The 17,604-nt window shown below is 67.7% G+C and carries 19 protein-coding genes; 10 read left to right on the top strand and 9 right to left on the bottom strand.

Features of this window, described 5'->3' with window-relative positions:
- Positions 1-140: 140 nt before the first annotated feature.
- The gene (locus tag PT015_RS06250; RefSeq protein WP_285189630.1) at positions 141-1,442 is read left to right on the top strand and encodes an acyltransferase family protein; all 1,302 of its coding nucleotides are present in this window, start codon (positions 141-143) and stop codon (positions 1,440-1,442) included.
- Positions 1,443-1,487: 45 nt separating this feature from the next.
- Here PT015_RS06250 and tpx read toward each other — a convergent pair whose 3' ends face one another.
- A complete protein-coding gene (gene tpx, locus PT015_RS06245) occupies positions 1,488-1,991 on the bottom strand; it encodes a thiol peroxidase (protein WP_285189628.1) in 504 nt (167 codons plus the stop codon).
- 119 nt (positions 1,992-2,110) lie between these two features.
- Between tpx and PT015_RS06240 the strand changes: the two genes are divergently transcribed.
- The gene (locus PT015_RS06240; RefSeq protein ID WP_285190958.1) at positions 2,111-2,983 is read left to right on the top strand and encodes a glycoside hydrolase family 16 protein; all 873 of its coding nucleotides are present in this window, start codon (positions 2,111-2,113) and stop codon (positions 2,981-2,983) included.
- Between the two features lie 10 nt (positions 2,984-2,993).
- Here PT015_RS06240 and PT015_RS06235 read toward each other — a convergent pair whose 3' ends face one another.
- Entirely contained in the window at positions 2,994-3,761 is a 768-nt protein-coding gene (locus PT015_RS06235; RefSeq protein WP_285189625.1) for a hypothetical protein, read from the bottom strand.
- A 92-nt stretch (positions 3,762-3,853) separates the two neighbouring features.
- Between PT015_RS06235 and PT015_RS06230 the strand changes: the two genes are divergently transcribed.
- Positions 3,854-4,444: a TetR/AcrR family transcriptional regulator gene (locus tag PT015_RS06230; RefSeq protein WP_285189624.1), complete on the top strand. Its 591-nt coding sequence runs from the start codon at positions 3,854-3,856 to the stop codon at positions 4,442-4,444.
- 26 nt (positions 4,445-4,470) lie between these two features.
- On the opposite strand, the gene PT015_RS06225 is transcribed toward PT015_RS06230, so the two are convergent.
- On the bottom strand, positions 4,471-5,520 hold the full coding sequence (locus PT015_RS06225) for a phosphotransferase (RefSeq protein ID WP_285189623.1): 1,050 nt from the start codon (positions 5,518-5,520) through the stop codon (positions 4,471-4,473).
- A gap of 108 nt (positions 5,521-5,628) precedes the next feature.
- On the opposite strand from PT015_RS06225, the gene PT015_RS06220 reads away from it, so the two are divergent.
- Positions 5,629-6,624, top strand: coding sequence for an LLM class flavin-dependent oxidoreductase (locus PT015_RS06220; RefSeq protein WP_285189622.1), 996 nt, complete (start codon positions 5,629-5,631; stop codon positions 6,622-6,624).
- A 19-nt stretch (positions 6,625-6,643) separates the two neighbouring features.
- On the opposite strand, the gene PT015_RS06215 is transcribed toward PT015_RS06220, so the two are convergent.
- From PT015_RS06215 to PT015_RS06200, 4 genes are all read right to left on the bottom strand, one after another.
- Positions 6,644-7,807, bottom strand: coding sequence for an LLM class flavin-dependent oxidoreductase (locus tag PT015_RS06215; RefSeq protein WP_285189620.1), 1,164 nt, complete (start codon positions 7,805-7,807; stop codon positions 6,644-6,646).
- Positions 7,808-7,890: 83 nt separating this feature from the next.
- Entirely contained in the window at positions 7,891-8,301 is a 411-nt protein-coding gene (locus PT015_RS06210) for a hypothetical protein (protein ID WP_285189618.1), read from the bottom strand.
- 69 nt (positions 8,302-8,370) lie between these two features.
- Complete coding sequence (locus PT015_RS06205) at positions 8,371-9,015, bottom strand: Rv0518 family GDSL lipase (protein ID WP_285190957.1); 645 nt, start codon at positions 9,013-9,015, stop codon at positions 8,371-8,373.
- A 242-nt stretch (positions 9,016-9,257) separates the two neighbouring features.
- Entirely contained in the window at positions 9,258-10,496 is a 1,239-nt protein-coding gene (locus tag PT015_RS06200) for an acyltransferase family protein (RefSeq protein ID WP_285189617.1), read from the bottom strand.
- Between the two features lie 306 nt (positions 10,497-10,802).
- On the opposite strand from PT015_RS06200, the gene PT015_RS06195 reads away from it, so the two are divergent.
- From PT015_RS06195 to PT015_RS06175, 5 genes are all read left to right on the top strand, one after another.
- Positions 10,803-11,723, top strand: a complete 921-nt coding sequence (locus PT015_RS06195; RefSeq protein WP_285190956.1) for an NAD(P)H-dependent flavin oxidoreductase — start codon at positions 10,803-10,805, stop codon at positions 11,721-11,723.
- A 6-nt stretch (positions 11,724-11,729) separates the two neighbouring features.
- Complete coding sequence (locus PT015_RS06190; RefSeq protein ID WP_285189616.1) at positions 11,730-12,359, top strand: nitroreductase family protein; 630 nt, start codon at positions 11,730-11,732, stop codon at positions 12,357-12,359.
- 195 nt (positions 12,360-12,554) lie between these two features.
- A complete protein-coding gene (locus PT015_RS06185; RefSeq protein WP_285189615.1) occupies positions 12,555-12,980 on the top strand; it encodes an STAS domain-containing protein in 426 nt (141 codons plus the stop codon).
- Between the two features lie 85 nt (positions 12,981-13,065).
- Positions 13,066-13,539, top strand: a complete 474-nt coding sequence (locus PT015_RS06180) for a hypothetical protein (RefSeq protein ID WP_285190955.1) — start codon at positions 13,066-13,068, stop codon at positions 13,537-13,539.
- A 22-nt stretch (positions 13,540-13,561) separates the two neighbouring features.
- Positions 13,562-14,242 carry an alpha/beta hydrolase gene (locus PT015_RS06175; protein WP_285189614.1) on the top strand — a complete coding sequence of 227 codons (681 nt, stop codon included), beginning with the start codon at positions 13,562-13,564 and terminating at the stop codon, positions 14,240-14,242.
- Here PT015_RS06175 and PT015_RS06170 read toward each other — a convergent pair.
- Entirely contained in the window at positions 14,183-15,457 is a 1,275-nt protein-coding gene (locus PT015_RS06170; RefSeq protein WP_285189613.1) for an esterase/lipase family protein, read from the bottom strand. The two genes, PT015_RS06175 and PT015_RS06170, sit on opposite strands and share 60 nt — an antisense overlap.
- Before the next feature lie 190 nt (positions 15,458-15,647).
- Here PT015_RS06170 and PT015_RS06165 point away from each other — a divergent pair, with 190 nt between their 5' ends.
- Entirely contained in the window at positions 15,648-16,865 is a 1,218-nt protein-coding gene (locus PT015_RS06165; RefSeq protein WP_285189612.1) for an acyl-CoA dehydrogenase family protein, read from the top strand.
- 9 nt (positions 16,866-16,874) lie between these two features.
- Here the strand turns inward: PT015_RS06165 and PT015_RS06160 are convergent, their stop codons facing one another.
- Positions 16,875-17,468 carry an XRE family transcriptional regulator gene (locus PT015_RS06160; RefSeq protein ID WP_285189610.1) on the bottom strand — a complete coding sequence of 198 codons (594 nt, stop codon included), beginning with the start codon at positions 17,466-17,468 and terminating at the stop codon, positions 16,875-16,877.
- Positions 17,469-17,604: the final 136 nt, after the last annotated feature.

The raw sequence follows: 17,604 nt of genomic DNA, 5'->3' as shown, positions 1-17,604 counted from the left end.
TTCCGGGATACGAACCGCCGAACCTCGGCGTCGAGAATCTCAGCTTACCGGACGGTAGGAGTGTCGGGATTTCTCGAAGACTTGACTCATAGACCTCACAGGTCACACTTAGCTTTCCTAAGCGCGGGTAGCTTCGGGTGATGACCGCAGGCCCGGTCCGCGCCCAGGCGGTGGACTTCTACCGCGTCGTCGGAGTCATCCTGATCGTTCTGGGCCACTGGATAGCCGGATCGGTGACCTACCGGGATGGCACGTTCGGCCGTCAGAACCCCCTGTTGGACCAGCCCTGGACGCAGTGGCTCACGTGGCTCTTCCAGGCCGTGCCGATGTTCTTTCTGGTTGCGGGCTATGCCGGCGCCGTCTCGTGGGGCAATCGCCGAATCGGCGACGAGATGACCCGGCAGGTCTGGGTCCGGCATCGGCTCTCCCGGGTACTCGGCCCGTCCGCCGTCTACGTCGCCGTGGTGTCGGTCAGCGTGGTGGCGTTCCACGCGGCCGGGACGGCAGCGTCGCTGCTGGAATACGCGGGCTGGGCGGTGGCCATGCACCTGTGGTTTCTCGCGGTCTACCTCGTCGTCGTGTCGTTGACGCCGATAGCGATTGCGGCACAACACCGTTGGGGGCTTCGCGCGCCGGCCGCCCTCGCGTTGGGCGTGGTCGCGGCGGACATCGCCGCGCTGGCGGCCCATCTCCCCTACGTGAACCTCGTCAACTACCTGCTGTCTTGGGGACTGCTCTATCAACTCGGGATCGCTTGGCAAAGTGGGCTTTTGGCCGGGCCCAGGGCTGTCGCGCTGGCGATCGGTTCGGCGGGAGCGCTGTGGCTGTTGATCTGGCTCGGTCCGTACCCGGTCAGCATGATCGGCGTTCCCGGCCAGGCCGTGCAGAACACCGAACCGCCCTCGGTGGCGATGGTTGCGTTCGGCTGCGCGCAAGCGGGGCTGGTGATCGCCGCCGCGCCGGTCGTCGAGCGCGCACTGCGCGGTGCGGCGGTTCGGCGCGTGCTGGCCCGGGCCAACGCCAATGTGATGGCGTTGTACCTGTGGCACATGATTCCGGTGGTGATCGTCGCGGTGATCGCCTACCCGGCCGGATGGTTGGCGCAACCCGAGCAGGGCGGCGTCGCATGGTGGCTCGGCCGGCTGGAATGGGTGGCCGTCCTCAGCGTGGTGACTGCCGCGGAGCTCGCGCTGCTGTGGTGGGGTCGGCGGGTGTTCGCCGCGCCGCTGCCGGGTGCCGCTGTGCTGGCGCGGCGCTGGGCCGAACCGGCGATGGTGGCCGGGGTCGTGCTGGCGTCCTACGGGTTCTCGGCCTTGGCCGCGGCGGGCTTCGCGCCGAGCGGGCGATTTCCAGGTCTGACCTCGGCGATATTCGCTGCCGGGGTGCTACTGGTGGCGCTGCGCTCGCGTGCTCCGGCCGCGGCAACATCGTTGCGGCACTGACTGTTTGGTGGCTACCTCACGAATGCGAGGTAGCCACCACAACCGTCAGGACGCGGAGTTGAGCGCGGCCAGCGCGGCGTCGTAGTTCGGCTCCTGGGCGATCTCGGGCACCAGTTCCTCGTAGGCGACGTTGCCGTCGGCGCCGATGACCACGACCGCGCGGGCGAGCAGGCCTGCCATGGGGCCGTCGGTGATGGTGACGCCGTAGTCCTGACCGAAGCTGTCCCGGAACGCCGAGGCGCTCTGCACGTTCTCGATGCCCTCAGCGCCGCAGAACCGCGCCTGGGCGAACGGCAGGTCGTTGGACACGTTCACCACCGACACGCCGCCCGCGGCGGCACTCTGGTTGAACTTGCGGACACTGGCCGCGCACACCGGGGTGTCGACCGACGGAAAGATGTTCAGCAGCACCGGTTTACCCTGGAACTGGTCGCTGCTCAGCGCGCCCAGATCCGATCCGGTCAAGGTGAACGCAGGGGCCTTAGCTCCGACAGCCGGCAGGTCGCCGACGGTGTTGATCGTGTTTCCGCGCAAAGTTATCTGTGCCATGCGCACAGTCTGCCAAGTTCCGCGGATCGGCATTGGATCGGGGCCGCCGAGACGGGCCGACATCGGTCCGACGCCACGCCGTACGCGCTGCAGGTTGTGGTGGCCGCTATATATATTGTCTGACTGTGCCCGAGATGAATCGACGCAACGTCATGATGACGTTCGGGGTTGGCGCGCTGGCCGCCGCCGTCCCCGCCCCGAAAGCCCTGGCCTACACGTCGCCACGAGTGCCGGCGCCGACCGCTCCCGCGCCCGGCGCGCAGACCGGCGGCTATCTCTTTCATGACGAGTTCGACGGACCGGCCGGCTCGGCCCCCGACCCGTCGAAGTGGGCGATCTCGGCCCACCGCACGCCGATCAGGAACCCGGTCGGTTTCGATCGCCCGGAGTTCTGGGGCCAGTACCGCAACAGCCGCGAGAACGTCTTCCTCGACGGCAACTCGAACCTCGTGCTGCGCGGCACCAAAGAGGGCAACAAATTCTTCGGCGGACTGGTCAGCGGCAACTGGCGCGGCGGCATCGGCACCACCTGGGAAGCCCGGATCAAGCTCAACTGCCTCACCGGCGGCGCGTGGCCGGCCTGGTGGCTGTCCAACGACTTCCCGGACCGCCAAGGCGAAGTCGACCTGATGGAGTGGTACGGCAACGGCGAGTGGCCGGCCGGCACCACCGTGCACGCCGACCCGTTCGGCACCGCCTTCGAGACGCGCCCGATCGGCGTGGACGGCGGCTGGCACACCTGGCGGGTGACCTGGAACCAGGGTGGGTTCTACTTCTGGCAGGACTACGCCGACGGCATGGAGCCGTACTTCACCGTTCCCGCGACCGGCATCGAGGATCTCAACGACCCGATCCGCAAGTGGCCGTTCAACGATCCGGACTACAACCTGTTCCCGGTGCTGAACCTCGCGGTCGGCGGCTCCGGTGGTGGCGACCCCGCCTCGGGCAGCTACCCCGCCGAGATGCTGGTCGACTGGGTGCGCGTCTTCTGACCCGTCGTCGTCAGCGTCGTGCCTGACGCACCTTGTAGGTCGAGGGCCAGGAGTGCCGGGTCTCGTCGCCGACCAGCGCCGTGCCTTTGCCGCCGACCTTGACGGCGTAAGCCTCTTCGCCGGCCCCGACTTCACGGTTGGCGTGCTCCTGGGCCAGGTAGTAAAGCTCGTCGATGGTGGCCTCGTGGTAGGCGACGAACGTGGTCTTGCGCTCGATGTCGCCGGCGCTGGCGATCATCCAGTCCGGCAGGACGCGGGTGGCCAGCGCGCCCAGGCCGAACAGCACGGCCGGCAGTACCCGGTACCCGAGGTAGGACGCCGTCGACTGGGCGCCCGGGAGCGTCACCGCGACGACCGAGACCGACACCGTCATGCCCGCGAACACGGCGATCCAGATCCAGGTCAGCCGCGCGGTGATCTGGCCGAACACGTCGCTGTTGACCATCGACGGGGGTTGGTTCGAAGCGGCGTACTCGTGCACGAACGACGCACCGAATTGTCGACCGAGCAGCGTGGTCGCCAGCAGCGCCGCGAAACTCAGCGGCAGACCCCATCGCTGCAGCGCCGGGCCGCCGGCTGTCGCGGTCAGCACCGTCAGAACCAAAAACGTTGCACCAGAACCTATTTCGAGCGACCGGCGGGGTGTCCGGGCGAGATATCCGGCGGCCAGTCCGGCGACGGCTGTCGCGAACGCGACGACCGCCGCGATCAGTGGCGGCGCGTCACCCACCAAGATCCAATAGACGATCCACGGTGCGAAGCCAAACAGAATGCCCACGGTCGGTCAGTGTATGGGCGCGGATACGGCGGCGGGAACGTAGGGTAGCCGAGCGGCTAAGAACGGGCGGTCGCCTCGGCTAACCTGAGTCGGTGCCGGACCAGCAGCTACACCCAGCGCGATCGCTGAGCAGCGTCGCGCGCACTCCTGCGCAGGCCCGCATCCTGGCTGCGGCGCTGGACCTGTTCGCCGACCACGGGGTGAGCGGGACGTCGCTGCAGATGATCGCCGATGCGATCGGAGTCACGAAGGCGGCTGTCTACCACAAATTCAAGACCAAAGAAGAGATCGTCGTGGCGGTCGCCGAGACGGAAATGGCGGCGCTCGAGGTCGCGCTGGAGGCAGCCGAAGCCGAGGGCGACTCGGTGCGCGCTCGCAAGGTGCTGCTCATCGAAGTGGTGGGAATGGCGGTCGAGCGCCGCCGCTGGGTGATGAGTCTGCAAAACGACCCGGCGATGGTGCGGGTGCTGGGCGAGCACGCGCCGCTACGTGACCTCACCACCCGGCTGTACGCGATCCTGCTCGACGAGCCCGACGACACCGAGATGCGCATCGCCGCCGCGCTGTTCTCCGGCGCGATCGCAAGCACGGTCGTCAGCCCGTTGGTCGACAGCATCGACGATGCCACCCTGTGCTCGGTACTGATTGCGCTGCTCTCGCGGATGTTCCGGCTGCCCGATTGACCACCGGCCCGGTGATCGAAAGCTGTTCAGCCGGTGAGTTTTTGCGCCAACTCCCACGCGGCCCCGGCCATGCCGCGATAGCGGTCGCGATATTCGTCGGTGCCCGCCCGCGCATCCGCGGCGTTGCCCTGCACCCCCCGGCGCCAGACGCCGGCCGTGATGGAGGCCAACCGGAACATCGAGAACACCACGAACACGTCGAGCGAGTCGGGAAGCTCCCGGCCGGCGTGCGCGCAGTAGCTCTGCAGGAAGGCGTCTTGGCTGGGATGCCCACTGTCAGCGAGGTTTTCGTCCAAGACGCCGCTGCGCCCGCCCGGCACGTGGTAGGCCACGCAGAAGTAGCCCAGGTCAGCCAGCGGATTGCCGATCGTCGACAGCTCCCAGTCCAGCACCGCCACCACACGCGGTTCCGTCGGGTGCAGCAGCACGTTGCCCAACCGATAGTCACCGTGTGCGATGCACGCCGGCGCGTCGTCGGGCGGTAGGTGCTCGGGTAGCCAGGCCGCCAGTTCGTCCATCGCGGGCATGTCCTCCATGCGCGCGGCGTCCCACTGTCGGGTCCAGAGCGCGACCTGCCGCTGCATGTAGCCTTCCGGTCGACCGAATCCCTCGAGTCCGACTGCGCGCCAGTCGACTCGGTGCAGAGCGGCAAGCACCCGGGCCAAATCTTCGTAGACCGCGGCGCGGTGGGCCGGAGTCTCCTCGCGCATCACCCGGTCCGGGAAGACCCGGCCCGGCACATGATCCATCACGAAAAAGTTTGTGCCGATTACGGATTCGTCGTCGCAGAGCAGCTGCATGCGCGGTACCGGCACGTCGGTGTCGGCCAGTGCGGCCATGACGCGATGCTCGCGCTCGACCTCGTGCGCCCGCGGTAGGAGCTTGCCCGGCGGCTTCTTGCGCAGCACGTATTCGCCGCCGGCAGTGCGTAGATGAAATGTGGGATTGCTCTGCCCGCCCTGGAATTGGCGAACCTCGAGGTGACCGTCGAAGCCGGGCAACCGGCCGTGCAGATAACGCGCCAGCGCCGCCTCGTCGAAGCGATGTGCGGGCAGTACCGGAACCAGCTCAGCCATTCCCGCCATCCGCGACCCCTTTGTCGTCCCGTGCGTTTCGGCAAACCCTACAGAGCGGCGCACCCATGACGGCAGCCAGACGGCGTCGCCTCGATTAGGGTCCGGGACATGGACATCTCGTGTGCGTTCGCGACCTCATCGCAGACCCCGGAGCACGTCGAACTGGCGGAGTCGCTCGGCTACCGGCGGGCCTGGCTCTACGACTCCCCCGCGCTGTATCCCGACGTCTGGATGATTCTGACTCGGTGCGCCGAACGGACGTCGAGAATCGGCCTGGGTCCGGGTGTGCTGGTTCCGAGCCTGCGGCACCCGATGGTCAACGCCGCGGCCATCGCCGAACTCGTCGACCAGGCGCCGGGCCGGGTCGCGGTTGCGATCGGGTCGGGCTTCACCGGGCGGTTCTCGTTGGGTAAGCGGCCCCTGCCGTGGCGGTACGTCGCCGACTACGTCCGCTGCCTCAAGTCGCTGCTGGCCGGCGAGACGACGGAATGGGACGGCGCCATGATCCGGATGATGCAACCGTCCGGCTACGGGTCGGCGCGACCGATCGAGGTGCCGATCCTGATCGGCGCCGATGGCCCGAAGGGACTCGCGGTGGCCGCCGAACTGGGCGACGGTGTGTTCTCGGCGGCCGTGCCACAACCCGATGCCGTCGACGCCGCCGACTGGCGGGCGCTGCTGTCCTTCGGCACCGTGCTCGACGACGGCGAGGAACTGTCGTCGGCACGGGTCATCGACGCGGCCGGACCGGGCGCGCTGATGCTCTATCACGCGTTCTACGAGCGCGGCGGCGCGGCGGCGGTCGACGGGCTGCCCGGCGGCCTCGGATGGCGGCAGGCGATCGAGTCCCACCCGGAGAACGAACGGCACCTCGCCATCCACGAAGGCCATCTGGTGAAGGCCAATGCCCGCGACGAGCCGTACGTCGCCGACCTCATTCCGATGGCCTCCAGCCTGTCGTTGACCGGCACCGCCGAACACGTTGCGGAATGGCTGAACGGCCTCGCCGCCGTCGGGGTCACCGAGGTCGCGTATCAGCCCTGTGGATCCGACATCGCACGCGAGTTACGAGCCTTCGCATCCGCTTCCGGCGTCGCTGGCTGAGGCCGCGACCGAATGCGGGCTATTTCGAGCTGATTTCGTCTTCGTACTTCTTCGCCATGTGTGCGACGGCGTCGATCTGAGACTGGGCGAGGCCTTCACGCGCCTCGCTGGCGCGGGCTGCGGCATCCAACGTCGGCTGCGCCTGCCCCTGAAAGTGCGGCATGACCTCAGCGGCGAACAATTCCGCCGACCGCCTGGTGGCGGCCGGGTTGGCCCACTCGTGGCCCATCTGCAGCATGCAACCGAAACCGCCGGACTGGTCCCACATCCGCTGTACCTGTTCGCGGGCCCGCTCGGGTGTGCCGATCACGCCGGCGCCGTTGTCGTTGATGACGTCGATCATCTCGTCGATCTGCTCGCCGGGCATCGTCATCTGCGGGAACGCCGCCACCTTCTGGAAGTAGTTAAACCACGGTGCCAGACCGAATTTCACGTCCTCGCGGGCCTGCTTCTCGGTCTCGGCGATGTGAAACGGGCTGACCAGGCTCCAGTTCCTGCGATCGACCGCCGTGCCGAAGACGGCCGCGCGCTCCTCGACGATGTCCCAGTGGTACTGCAGGGCGTTGAATCCGTCGACGGTCAGCGTCGCCCCGATCGACAGCAACCCGATGCCGTGCTTGCCGGCCAGCCGCGCACCGGTCGGTGAGGCGACCGCGGCCACCGCCAGCTGGACGCCGCCCTCGGAGTACGGCGCGAGTTGCAGGCGGGCGTTGTGCAGTTCGTGGGTCGGCGTTTTCGCCGATACCGTCTCGCCGCGCAGCAGTCGCACCACGATGTCGAGGTTGGTGTCCAGCAGTTCGCGGGTGTCGGTCGGGGTCAGGCCGATCATCGACGAGTCGCTGGGCAGCGATCCGGGGCCGACCCCGCCGATCACTCGGCCGTGGGTGAGGTGGTCCAGCATCATCAAGCGATCGGCCACCCAGAGCGGGTTGTGGTAGGCGAGCGAAATGACGCCGGTGCACAGCTTGATCCACTTGGTCCGCTCCGCTGCGGCGGCGATGAAGATCTCCGGCGACGCGATGATTTCGCTTCCGGCGGAATGGTGTTCGCCGATCCAGGCCTCGTCGAAGCCGAGCGCGTCGAGGTGCGCGACGAGTTCGAGGTCACGCTGCATGGCCAGCGTCGGATTGGTGCCCGCGCGGTGGAACGGAGCAATGAAGTACCCAAAGCGGAGCTTGGCCATGGCGGTCCCCTAGCGGTCGAGTTGCCCCGACCCTAATCCCGTCCGCGCGCCGGGACTACGGAGTCAGCGCTTCCGGCAGAAGCTCACGGAACGTGGACGTTCGGCCCGCCCGGGATGCTGCCGCCGCCGCCACCCGGGCCGCCGCCTCCGCAGCCGACTCCGGGCAGACAGCCGCTGCCGCCGCCGGGCCCGCCGCCGCCGCTCGGGCCGCCAGGGATGCTGCCGCCGCCGCCACCCGGGCCGCCGCCGCCGGTGGGACCGCCGGGGACGCTGCCACCGCCGCCGTTGGGTCCTCCGCCACCGTTGGGTCCGCCGCCCCCGGTGCCACCGCCGCCCGGGCCTCCGGGCGCCGGCGCCACGCTCGACGACGGCGTGGTCGTGGTGGTCGTCGTCGTACTGCTGGGGCCGCCTTTGTCACCGCCGCCGCAACCGACGGCCAGCGCCATCAGGGCCGCGCCGCAGGACAGCGTCATTGCCGTGCGAACAGACTTCATGTGTGATCCCCACTCTCGACTGGTGCACCCGGAGGTACCCCTGACGAGCGGGCGTGAAACGGGCGGAGGTCAGCCTCGTCGCGACAGCTGCGCGTGGATCAGTGGGGCGATCTTCTCCGCCATGTAGGCGTGTCCGGCGTCGTTGGGGTGCACGCCGTCGGGTCCGATCAACTCGGGCCGCCCGACGAACCAGCCGTCGCTGATCGGGTCGACGAACGTCGCGCCGAAGTCGTGGGCCTGCCCGCTGAGAATGTCGCGGATGTAGAGGACATCCATCGGTGGGTCGGAGTCGGTCCACGGTGGGCCGATCACCAGCAGCTTCGCCGACGGCGCGATCCGCCGGGCCAGGTCCAGGGTGTCGTGCGTCATCGCGGTCATCTGCAGCGGGTCGACGCCGTGGTCGTTGCGGGAGCCGAAGAACACCACCAGCGCGTCGTCAGGGTGGACGGCGCGATTCGTCAGGTCCTCGAAGACGCTGCCGTGATCGCCGCGGACCACGTATCCGGCCCGTCCCTCGGAGGCCACATCGGGCGCGACCTGAACACCCTGGCGGGCCAGTGTCGACCACGTCCGGTTGGTCCAGGTGTTCGGTCCCCAGCCGCCTTCGTCGGTGCCCGTCGTGTAGGAGTCCCCGATGACAGCAACGTGGTCGATGGGCGTTCCGCGGGCGACGGTCTGGAAGGGCTGCGGTGCGGCCGGGCCGTGAGTCACCATCCCGGCCGTAACTGCCGCGACGACAGCTGTAGCCAGACGACCGACCGTTACCTGCACTGTCCACCACCTCGGCCGCGTGTCACATCCGTACAAGCGGAATCGTAAAAGTACGACGCTGGATTTCGCTGTCGACGCGCGGACATCTGGGCTGTCGACGAACGCGGGGCCCTCGGGCCTCGCGCCTCAGGCATGTTACTTGATCATCGAGCGGCGCAGTATCGGTCGCGTCACAGCACCAGGGGTCAGCCGGCGCGCGCCGACAGCGGCTTCGGGCGATCCTCGTTCGGGCCGTCGATCGACTGCAGCTTGCCGGTGCGAGCCGCGTCTTCGGAGTCCCCGGCGTCGACCACCGGCCGGCCATCGCCGACCATCCTGCGCATCCAGAGGCGGGCCGGCTCCTCGACAACGTGGTAGAGAATGGCGGCGCCGACCAGCGTCACCGCGAGGACCGCGGCCAGCAGCAGCCTTCCCTGGCCGCCGAACATGGTCAGCTCGAATTGCTGCGCCGTCCAGATCCACGCCGTGTGCACCAACTCGTGAACCATGTAGAGGCAGAACGAGATCTGTCCGCCGTACACCAGCGGCCGGGTGGCCAGCAACGCCGGCAGGCTGCCGGTGCCGATCGCCAGCGTCAGCACCAGCGGTACGAACAGGATGTCCACCAGTCCGCCGGTGTCGGACACCCCGTGTAGCGGATGCGCGTCCGCCCAGTAGAGGAAGCCCACCACGCCCGCGATCAGCAGAGCCGACGCGAAGCCGGCCACCGTGCGTCCCCGATCGGTGAGCTTCAGGCGGCTGACCGCCGCGGCGACCAATGCTCCCGCGGTGAATTGCATGACGATGCGGGGCAGCCAACTCCACGGCGTGTAGAACTGGCCGGTCACCAGCAGCGACACCACCGGAGGCAGCGAGGCGGCGACCCCGAGCCAGACCAGGTTGCGGGCCCGGGTCGCGCGGGCCATCCGGAAGATCACCAGCACGATCAGCCCGAACAACAGATAGGCCAGCCACTCCGCGCTGATCGACCACGCCGGGCCGTCCCAACTCGAGTCGTCGAAGAACGGCTGGAACCACAGCTGCGTCATCAGGACCTGCCGAACGTAGCTGATCGCGGTGAAGCGGTAGATCTCCTGCGACGGGATGTGACCGACGTGCAAGGTGAAGATCACCCACAGCGCGGCCAGGTGCAGGGTGACCAGATAGACCGGCCACACCCGCGCCAATCGGAGCCAGAGGAAATGCAGTGTGGCGCGCGTCGACCACGCCCCGCCCATCCGGTCGAGGTAGTTCCAGGTCAGGACGAACCCGCTGAGAATGAAGAAGAGGTCGACGCCCTGGGCGCCGCAATTGAGCACCGGAGTGAGTGCGTCGAGGAAACCGGGGGCCGCGTCACGCAACAGCGGACGAAAGTGAAACAGCACGACCCAGACGGCGGCGACGATGCGAAGTCCCGTGAGGGCCTTGATATCTCCGCTGCGCACAACAATCTTTCCGTGAGACCACAGGTGTTTCGTTCACCACTACGTCTTTGACGACGGCGTTGGCAGGGTATCAGTGCCCCTGAGCGATAGCGAGTCGTCGCTCGGTGCGTCTCGGCGGCAAATATGCAGGCAGGAACACGGAAGTGATCGTTGCGCATCGGCGTTGGCGTTACCGTCAGCACCAATCCGCACGCCGGGAGAGATCATGCCGCTGTTGTACGTCGACCAGTTCCGGACGGGAGAGCCGTCGTGAAGACCCGGCTGACCGAACTCTTCGGCATCGAGCACCCGATCGTCTCCGCGCCGATGGCGCTGATCTCCGGGGGCAGGCTCGCCTCGGCCGTGACGGCGGCAGGCGGCCTCGGTCTGATCGGCGGCGGCTATGGCGACTCCGACTGGCTGCAGCGCGAATTCGGACTGGCCGACGGGGCGACGGTCGGATGCGGCTTCATCACTTGGAGCCTGGCCCGCAGGGCCGAACTGCTCGACGAGGTCCTCGAACACGACCCGGCGACGGTGATGCTGTCGTTCGGCGACCTGCAGCCGTTCGCAAAACAGGTCCATGCCGCCGGGATCCCGTTGATCGCACAGGTCCAGACCCTCGAGCACGCGCGTCAGGCGCTCGACGCGGGCGCGGAGATCGTGGTCGCGCAGGGCGGCGAAGCGGGCGGCCATGGCATGACGGTGCGCTCGACGTTCACGCTGGTGCCCGAGGTCGTCGACCTGGCCGCCGGACGCGCTCCCGACGCGCTGGTGCTCGCGGCGGGTGGCATCGCCGATGGACGCGGGCTGGCGGCGGCACTGATGCTCGGCGCCGACGGGGTCGTGGTGGGCACCCGGCTGTGGGCGTCCCCCGAGGCGCTGGTCTCGCCGCGGGCCCACGAGCGGGCGATCGGAGCCAGCGGCGACGACACCTATCGCACCCGAGTCTATGACCATGTGCGCCAACTCGATTGGCCGCTGGAATACAACGAACGCGCGTTGAGCAATCCGTTCGTCGACCGGTGGCACGGGCACGAAGCGGAATTGCTGGCCGCGCTGCCCGGCACGATCGAGACCTACGAGAATGCGGTCGCCGCAGAGGACTTCGAAGCTGCGGCCATTCTGATCGGAGAGTCGATCGGCCTGGTCGACGCCGTCCGGCCGGCCGGGGACATCGTCGCCGGCATCGCCTCGCAGGCGGACCGAATCCTGAAAACGGCCAAGCGCTTTACCGGAGAAGGGTGACCGACGATGGACCTCGCAACGGTGGACGAACTGCTGACCACGACCCGGTCGGTGCGCCGGCGCCTCGACCTGAGCAGGCCGGTCGGCCGCGACGTGATCATGGAATGCCTGCAGATCGCGATGCAGGCACCCACCTCGAGCAATGCGCAGGACTGGCGATGGCTGGTGATCACCGACGCGGGTAAGCGGGCCGCGATTGCCGACATCTACCGCAGCATCGGCGAGCACTACCTGCCCCGGATGGCGGCATCGGAATCGGACCCGCAGACCCAGCGGGTGCTGAGCAGCGCGATGAGCCTCACCGAGTCGCTCGCGGACGTGCCGGTGCACGTCATCCCGTGTCTGCAGCGCAGATTCGACGGCAACGACCTGGTGGTGGCGTCCTCGGCGTGGGCGTCGATCATCCCGGCCGGGTGGAGCTTCATGCTGGCGCTGCGGTCCCGCGGCCTCGGATCCGTCTGGACCACAATGCATTTGGCCAAGGAGCGCGAGGTGGCCGAGCTGCTAGGCATCCCCGACACCGTCACGCAGGCCGCACTCTTTCCGGTGGCGTACACCGTCGGCACCGACTTTCGGCCCGCCTCGCGGCCACCGGCCGACACCGTGACGTACTGGGACCACTGGGACCGCGGCTGAGCGAAACCGGCCTGTGCAGTGGGTGGGCGAAAACGTTTCTTAGCAAAGTATTAAACGCCCTAACAAGTGACCTTAGAGTAGCCAATTAGCGTCTCAATCAGGTTGGGGTCGCCGCCGATCCCGATACCGCAAAAGCAGTGTTTGGGAATGGGGGCCCGTCGCATGAAGAACTCGGCTAGCACGAAAACTACGCACGTGTCGCCGCGACACGCCGACCTTCCTTTCGACTGCGACGGGGCGGCGGTTCGGGCCCAGTGCCGCCACCTGGCCACGGTCGTGACGATCGCCGGCGCGATCGATGCCAGCAACGTCGATCAGGTGATCGCGTACTCGGAGCGCTTCAACCTTCCGGACAAGCCATTCGTCATCGACCTGACGGGTGTGGAGACCTTCGGAGCCCAGGCTGTGCGACTGCTGTACGCAGTGGACGAGGCCTGCAACGCTGCGGGGCTGGAATGGGCACTGATTCCCAGCCAGGCTGTGAGCCTGACCTTGCTGCTGACTCACGAGGACGACAGGTTCCCGACCGCGACCACGGTCCACGAGGCGCTGCACTACTTCGCCGACGCCACCACGGCCCGTCGCCGGCTGTTGCTCCCGTTGTTCAACAAAACCGCCTAGTCGCGCATTCGCGCACCGCCGCGATTTCCGCAGAGTCCGTATGCTGCTATTTGTGACGTCTAAGCCAACTCTTGCTGCCGCGCTGATGACGCTGGCCTGGGGCGTATCGACCGCTGTCGCCGGCGCCGATCCCACGCCCTCGCCGTCGCCCGGCCCCGCCCCTGCTCACGCGGGGGCGCCGGCCCCGGCCAAGACGACCATCGACAAGGACGGCGTGTACAACGTCGGCACCGACATCGTGCCCGGCGTGTACACCTCGGCCGGCCCCGTCGGCACCGGGGTCTGCTACTGGAAGCGGCTGGGCGAGGACGCCAAGCAACCCCTCGACAACGCGATGAGCAAGAAGCCTCAGGTCGTGCGTATCGAGGCGACCGACAAGACGTTCAAGACAAACGGCTGCCAGATGTGGCAGAAGAACGACGCCGCGGTCCCCGACCCCGGTAAGTCGCCGGAGCAGGCCGGTATCGGGCTGGGCATTCTCAACACGCTCATCGGCGGTGGCGGCGGCGCGCCGGCCCCGCAACAGCCCGCCCCCGCCCAGCCGGCTCCACCCAAGTAGCCGCGAGGCCGACCGACCCCATATGCAGACCGTCGAATACGCCGCCGGACGCTGCGCGGACGTATTCGGAGAACCGTCTCAGCCCACCGTGTTGCTGTGGCACGGGCAGCAAGCCGACGCGCGCGCCTCGGTCCGCGCGCTCGCCGAGCTGATCGCCGGACACGGCCTAGGTGTCGTTGCCCCAGACTGGAATTCTCACGCCGCAGACGGTGGCCGCGCCGATCTGCTGGCCTCGGTGCACTTCACCCGTGACCGGGTCGACGACCCCGACCACCTCGTGCTGACCGGCTGGTCGATGGGCGGCCTCGCGGCGGCGGCGCTGACGATCCAGGCCAATCAGGTCGGTATGCGTTTCGCCCATACCGTCTGTCTGGCAGGTGCATTCATGGTGCCCGACCCGATCTTCAACGAACTCCCGGCGAGTCTGCTTCGGGACGCCGCGCAACCGACGCCCTTCACGCTGCTATCCGGCGCCGACGATCCCGTCATCCCGCTCGCGGTCGCCCACGACTTCGCCGGCGCTCTGCGGGGCGCCGACTGGCCGGTCGCGGTCCGCGAGTTACCCGCTGACCACGGGTCGATCGCCGGGGCCGTCTACGACCCGGCCGCGCGCGCCTATCACGCCGTGACCGACGCCCGCTCGTTAGACGTCGCCACTGTCGTCGCGGCCCACATCGCCGAGGCTGCCCGGGCCGATCGCTAACGGCGACAGCCAATCCCGCAGCTTGGCGTACACCAGTGGGTGGTTGAGCAGGTCGAAGTGATTCAACCCGGTCAGCACCAGTCCCTGTTCTGCCAGGAAGGGGACGCGCCGTGATCGGCCAAGTCCCGCAGCGCTTTTCGAGCGCACCAGATGGTCGCCCGCCAGCATCCCGAGCAGGGTCGGGGTCACCGTTGTCGACACGTAGTGATAGGTGGCGTGCGGCAGAAACGGCGCCTCGTGGCAGCGGTCGCGCAGAAACTCGTCCGGATCGGTGTCGGCCCAGTCCTCGTCGAGGCAGGCGCCGAACCGCAAATCCTTCACGCCGTCGCTGCGGGCGTTCAAAAATGCTGCGATCGCCCGGGTTTCGGGCAGTTTGGCCAGCGCCCACGCCGCGATGTTCACGCCTTTTTCCAGGTCCGCACCGAGATGCGGCGAACCCAGGCACACCACGCGGGTGACCGCGCCGGCCCAGTCGTGCTGCTGCTCGGCGCCGTAGTAGCACGCGCTGCGCACCACCAGTCCACCCATCGAGTGGCCCACCAGCACGAGTTCGGAGATCGGAACCGGCCACTGGTCGCTGAGCAGGTCGAGTAATCCGGCGAGGGTCCGGCCGTTGATCGAGATGTGCAATCCGCTGTTGTAGCGCAACAGGATTGGGCTGAAGCCGAGGTCGGCCTGCAATCGGGCGCCGTAGCCGCGGACGTCGTCGGTGTCGCGCGGCACTCGCGACCATCCCCGCTCGGTCATGCACCAGCCGTGCACGAAGACGACGACCCGGCCGGTCGCGTCCGGGTAGGCGGCCGCCAGCGCATCGGTGGTGAGCGCCACCGGCTTTCCGTCGCGGCGAATCACCATCGCGCCGGCGAGTGGATTCTCGAGATCGGTCAACTCGTCGCCGTAGATGCCGTTGACCGCGGCCAGTACGGCGCCGATCGAGTCGCTGCGCGATTCCAGCGCCTCGTCGACCTCGTTACCCCAGATCTCCGCCGCCACGCGGCCGGCGACGCGACTCGCGCCGCGCAGTCCGCGGTCGACACCGGTGTAGACCGCCCGCGAGATGCCGTCGTGGATCACCCGCGTCGGTTCCGCCGACGGGCCGATGGAGTCGAAGACCCTCGTGGAGATGCCGTCGTGCATGCCCCGAACCAGGGTGGTCAGTACCGAGGTCGCCTCCCCCGCCAGTTCACCGACGGCGCGAATATCGCTGCGTTGCATATGGCCCCCGCTCGGGTAGACAGATGTCAAAATGGCCTGGCAACTTGCCGAACTGCCTGAACCCCGTGGCTGGAGTCGGTTCTGAGCTGCCGGTTTGATCGTTCAGTATACAAACGTTTACTGTATGCGCCAGTGGCCGAACTGTTCGGGCACTACCCGCATCCGGGCGCAACGCCTGATAGGAGCACTGATGGACACGACCTTTTCGCTGGACCTGTCCGATGAAGTAGTGCAAGTCCGCGACTGGGTGCACGAGTTCGCCGACTCGGTGATACGCCCCGCCGCGGCCGAGTGGGACGAGCGCGAAGAAACGCCGTGGCCGATCATCCAGGAAGCCGCCAAGGTCGGCCTCTACACCCCGGACCTGTTCGCGCAGATGGCCGGCGAGGCGAGCGGGCTGGGCATGCCGACCGTCTTCGAGGAGATGTTCTGGGGCGACGCCGGTATCGCGTTGTCCATCATGGCGACCGGTCTGGCCGCGGCGGCACTGGCCGCCAACGGCACCCCGCAGCAGATCGGTGAGTGGCTGCCGCAGATGTTCGGCAGCCCGGGCGACCCGGCGCTGGCCGCGTTCTGCTCATCGGAGCCCGGCGCCGGCTCCGACGTCGGCGCCGTTCGCACCCGGGCGAAGTACGACGAGGCCTCCGGCGAGTGGGTGCTCAACGGGACCAAGACCTGGGCGACCAACGGCGGGATCGCCAACGTCCACGTCGTCGTCGCATCGGTCGAGCCCGAGTTGGGCACCCGCGGTCAGGCGACGTTCATCGTGCCCCCCGGCACCAAGGGCCTGTCGCAGGGCCAGAAGTTCAAGAAGCACGGCATCCGTGCCTCGCACACCGCCGAGGTGGTGCTCGACGACGTCCGCCTTCCCGGTGAGCTGATCCTCGGTGGCCGCGAGAAGTTCGAAGCGCGGATCGCCAGAATCAAGGAGGGGCATCGCACCTCGAGCCAAGCCGCGATGATGACATTCGAACGTACGCGCCCGACCGTGGGTGCGATGGCTCTCGGCATCGCCCGTGCCGCTTACGAATACGCGCTCGACTACGCCGGCCAGCGTGAGCAGTTCGGCCGCAAGATCGCCGAATTCCAAGCTGTCGCATTCAAATTGGCCGACATGAAGAGTCGCATCGACGCGTCGAGGATGCTGGTATGGCGGGCCAGTTGGATGCAGCGCAACAACAAGCCGTTCACCTCGGCCGAGGGATCGATGGCGAAGCTGTACGCCAGCGAGACCGCGGTCTACGTCACCGACGAGGCCATCCAGATCCTCGGTGGTAACGGCTACACCCGCGACTATCCGGTCGAGCGGATGCACCGAGATGCGAAGATCTTCACCATCTTTGAGGGCACCAGCGAAATTCAGCGGCTGGTGATCGGGCGCGCGATCACCGGCCTGCCCATTCGCTGACGCAGCCGACTAGTTGTGGGCGTGGGCCTCGTCGCCGGCTCCGTTGAGAGCCAGCGCCTCGTCCCAATCGGTGCCGTTGGTGCCGTTGACGTGCTCATCGGCGGCCGGCGGCGCGGCCTCGAATTCGCCCTCGTCCAATCCGGCGACCACCCGGATCGCGGCGATCAACTGCTCCACCAACGGCGTCTCCGAAGCGGTGGGCGTGCCGCCTTCTTCGAGCTCGTCGGGTAGCTCACGCCGCAGCCCGAACCCGTTGGCGGCCTCGTGCGCCGACAGTTTCGCGTGTACGCGGGCGTTGTAAAGCTGTTGTCCCAGAGTCGATCCGGGGGCATCGGCGGTCCGCTCCATCAGATCGTCGTAGCGCCGCCGGACGTCGCTGAGCGCCATCATCACGGTGGGGGTAGGCCTGCTGTGGCTGGCCGCCTCGGTCAGCGCGGAACGGAGTTTCCGCATACCGGTCAGCACGATTTCCGCGCGCTTCTGAAATTTCTTGTCTTCGGGGAACGGCAGCGAATCAATCGCCGCCCGGTACATGTGCATCGCCGCTTCGGCGAGATTCACAATTGTTTGCGCTTCACCTTCGTGCTTATCGAATTCGCCCATGATCCCTCAACTCTTTGATGGTCTTCAGCTCAAGTCGCGACGGGCTGCCACCACTTCTCTTGTACCGACAGCTCCCGAGAAGAGGTTATTGGTAACGGCATCGACTCGACAACCGTGGTACGCACCCAGTTGCCTG

The organism is Candidatus Mycobacterium wuenschmannii (assembly GCF_030252325.1).
Taxonomy (GTDB): domain Bacteria; phylum Actinomycetota; class Actinomycetes; order Mycobacteriales; family Mycobacteriaceae; genus Mycobacterium; species Mycobacterium wuenschmannii.
Note: the sequence above shows the minus strand (reverse complement) of the source record. Positions and strands in the feature narration are given on the sequence as shown.

Coding starts and splice junctions, on each gene's coding strand:
- PT015_RS06215 (WP_285189620.1), bottom strand. CDS start 7,807: ATGGCCAAGCTCCGCTTTGGGTACTTCATTGCTCCGTTCCACCGCGCG.
- PT015_RS06160 (WP_285189610.1), bottom strand. CDS start 17,468: ATGGGCGAATTCGATAAGCACGAAGGTGAAGCGCAAACAATTGTGAAT.
- PT015_RS06210 (WP_285189618.1), bottom strand. CDS start 8,301: ATGAAGTCTGTTCGCACGGCAATGACGCTGTCCTGCGGCGCGGCCCTG.
- PT015_RS06180 (WP_285190955.1), top strand. CDS start 13,066: ATGACGCTGGCCTGGGGCGTATCGACCGCTGTCGCCGGCGCCGATCCC.
- PT015_RS06195 (WP_285190956.1), top strand. CDS start 10,803: ATGGCGCTGATCTCCGGGGGCAGGCTCGCCTCGGCCGTGACGGCGGCA.
- PT015_RS06165 (WP_285189612.1), top strand. CDS start 15,648: ATGGACACGACCTTTTCGCTGGACCTGTCCGATGAAGTAGTGCAAGTC.
- PT015_RS06170 (WP_285189613.1), bottom strand. CDS start 15,457: ATGCAACGCAGCGATATTCGCGCCGTCGGTGAACTGGCGGGGGAGGCG.
- PT015_RS06205 (WP_285190957.1), bottom strand. CDS start 9,015: ATGGTGACTCACGGCCCGGCCGCACCGCAGCCCTTCCAGACCGTCGCC.
- PT015_RS06250 (WP_285189630.1), top strand. CDS start 141: ATGACCGCAGGCCCGGTCCGCGCCCAGGCGGTGGACTTCTACCGCGTC.
- PT015_RS06190 (WP_285189616.1), top strand. CDS start 11,730: ATGGACCTCGCAACGGTGGACGAACTGCTGACCACGACCCGGTCGGTG.
- PT015_RS06220 (WP_285189622.1), top strand. CDS start 5,629: ATGGACATCTCGTGTGCGTTCGCGACCTCATCGCAGACCCCGGAGCAC.
- tpx (WP_285189628.1), bottom strand. CDS start 1,991: ATGGCACAGATAACTTTGCGCGGAAACACGATCAACACCGTCGGCGAC.
- PT015_RS06175 (WP_285189614.1), top strand. CDS start 13,562: ATGCAGACCGTCGAATACGCCGCCGGACGCTGCGCGGACGTATTCGGA.
- PT015_RS06225 (WP_285189623.1), bottom strand. CDS start 5,520: ATGGCTGAGCTGGTTCCGGTACTGCCCGCACATCGCTTCGACGAGGCG.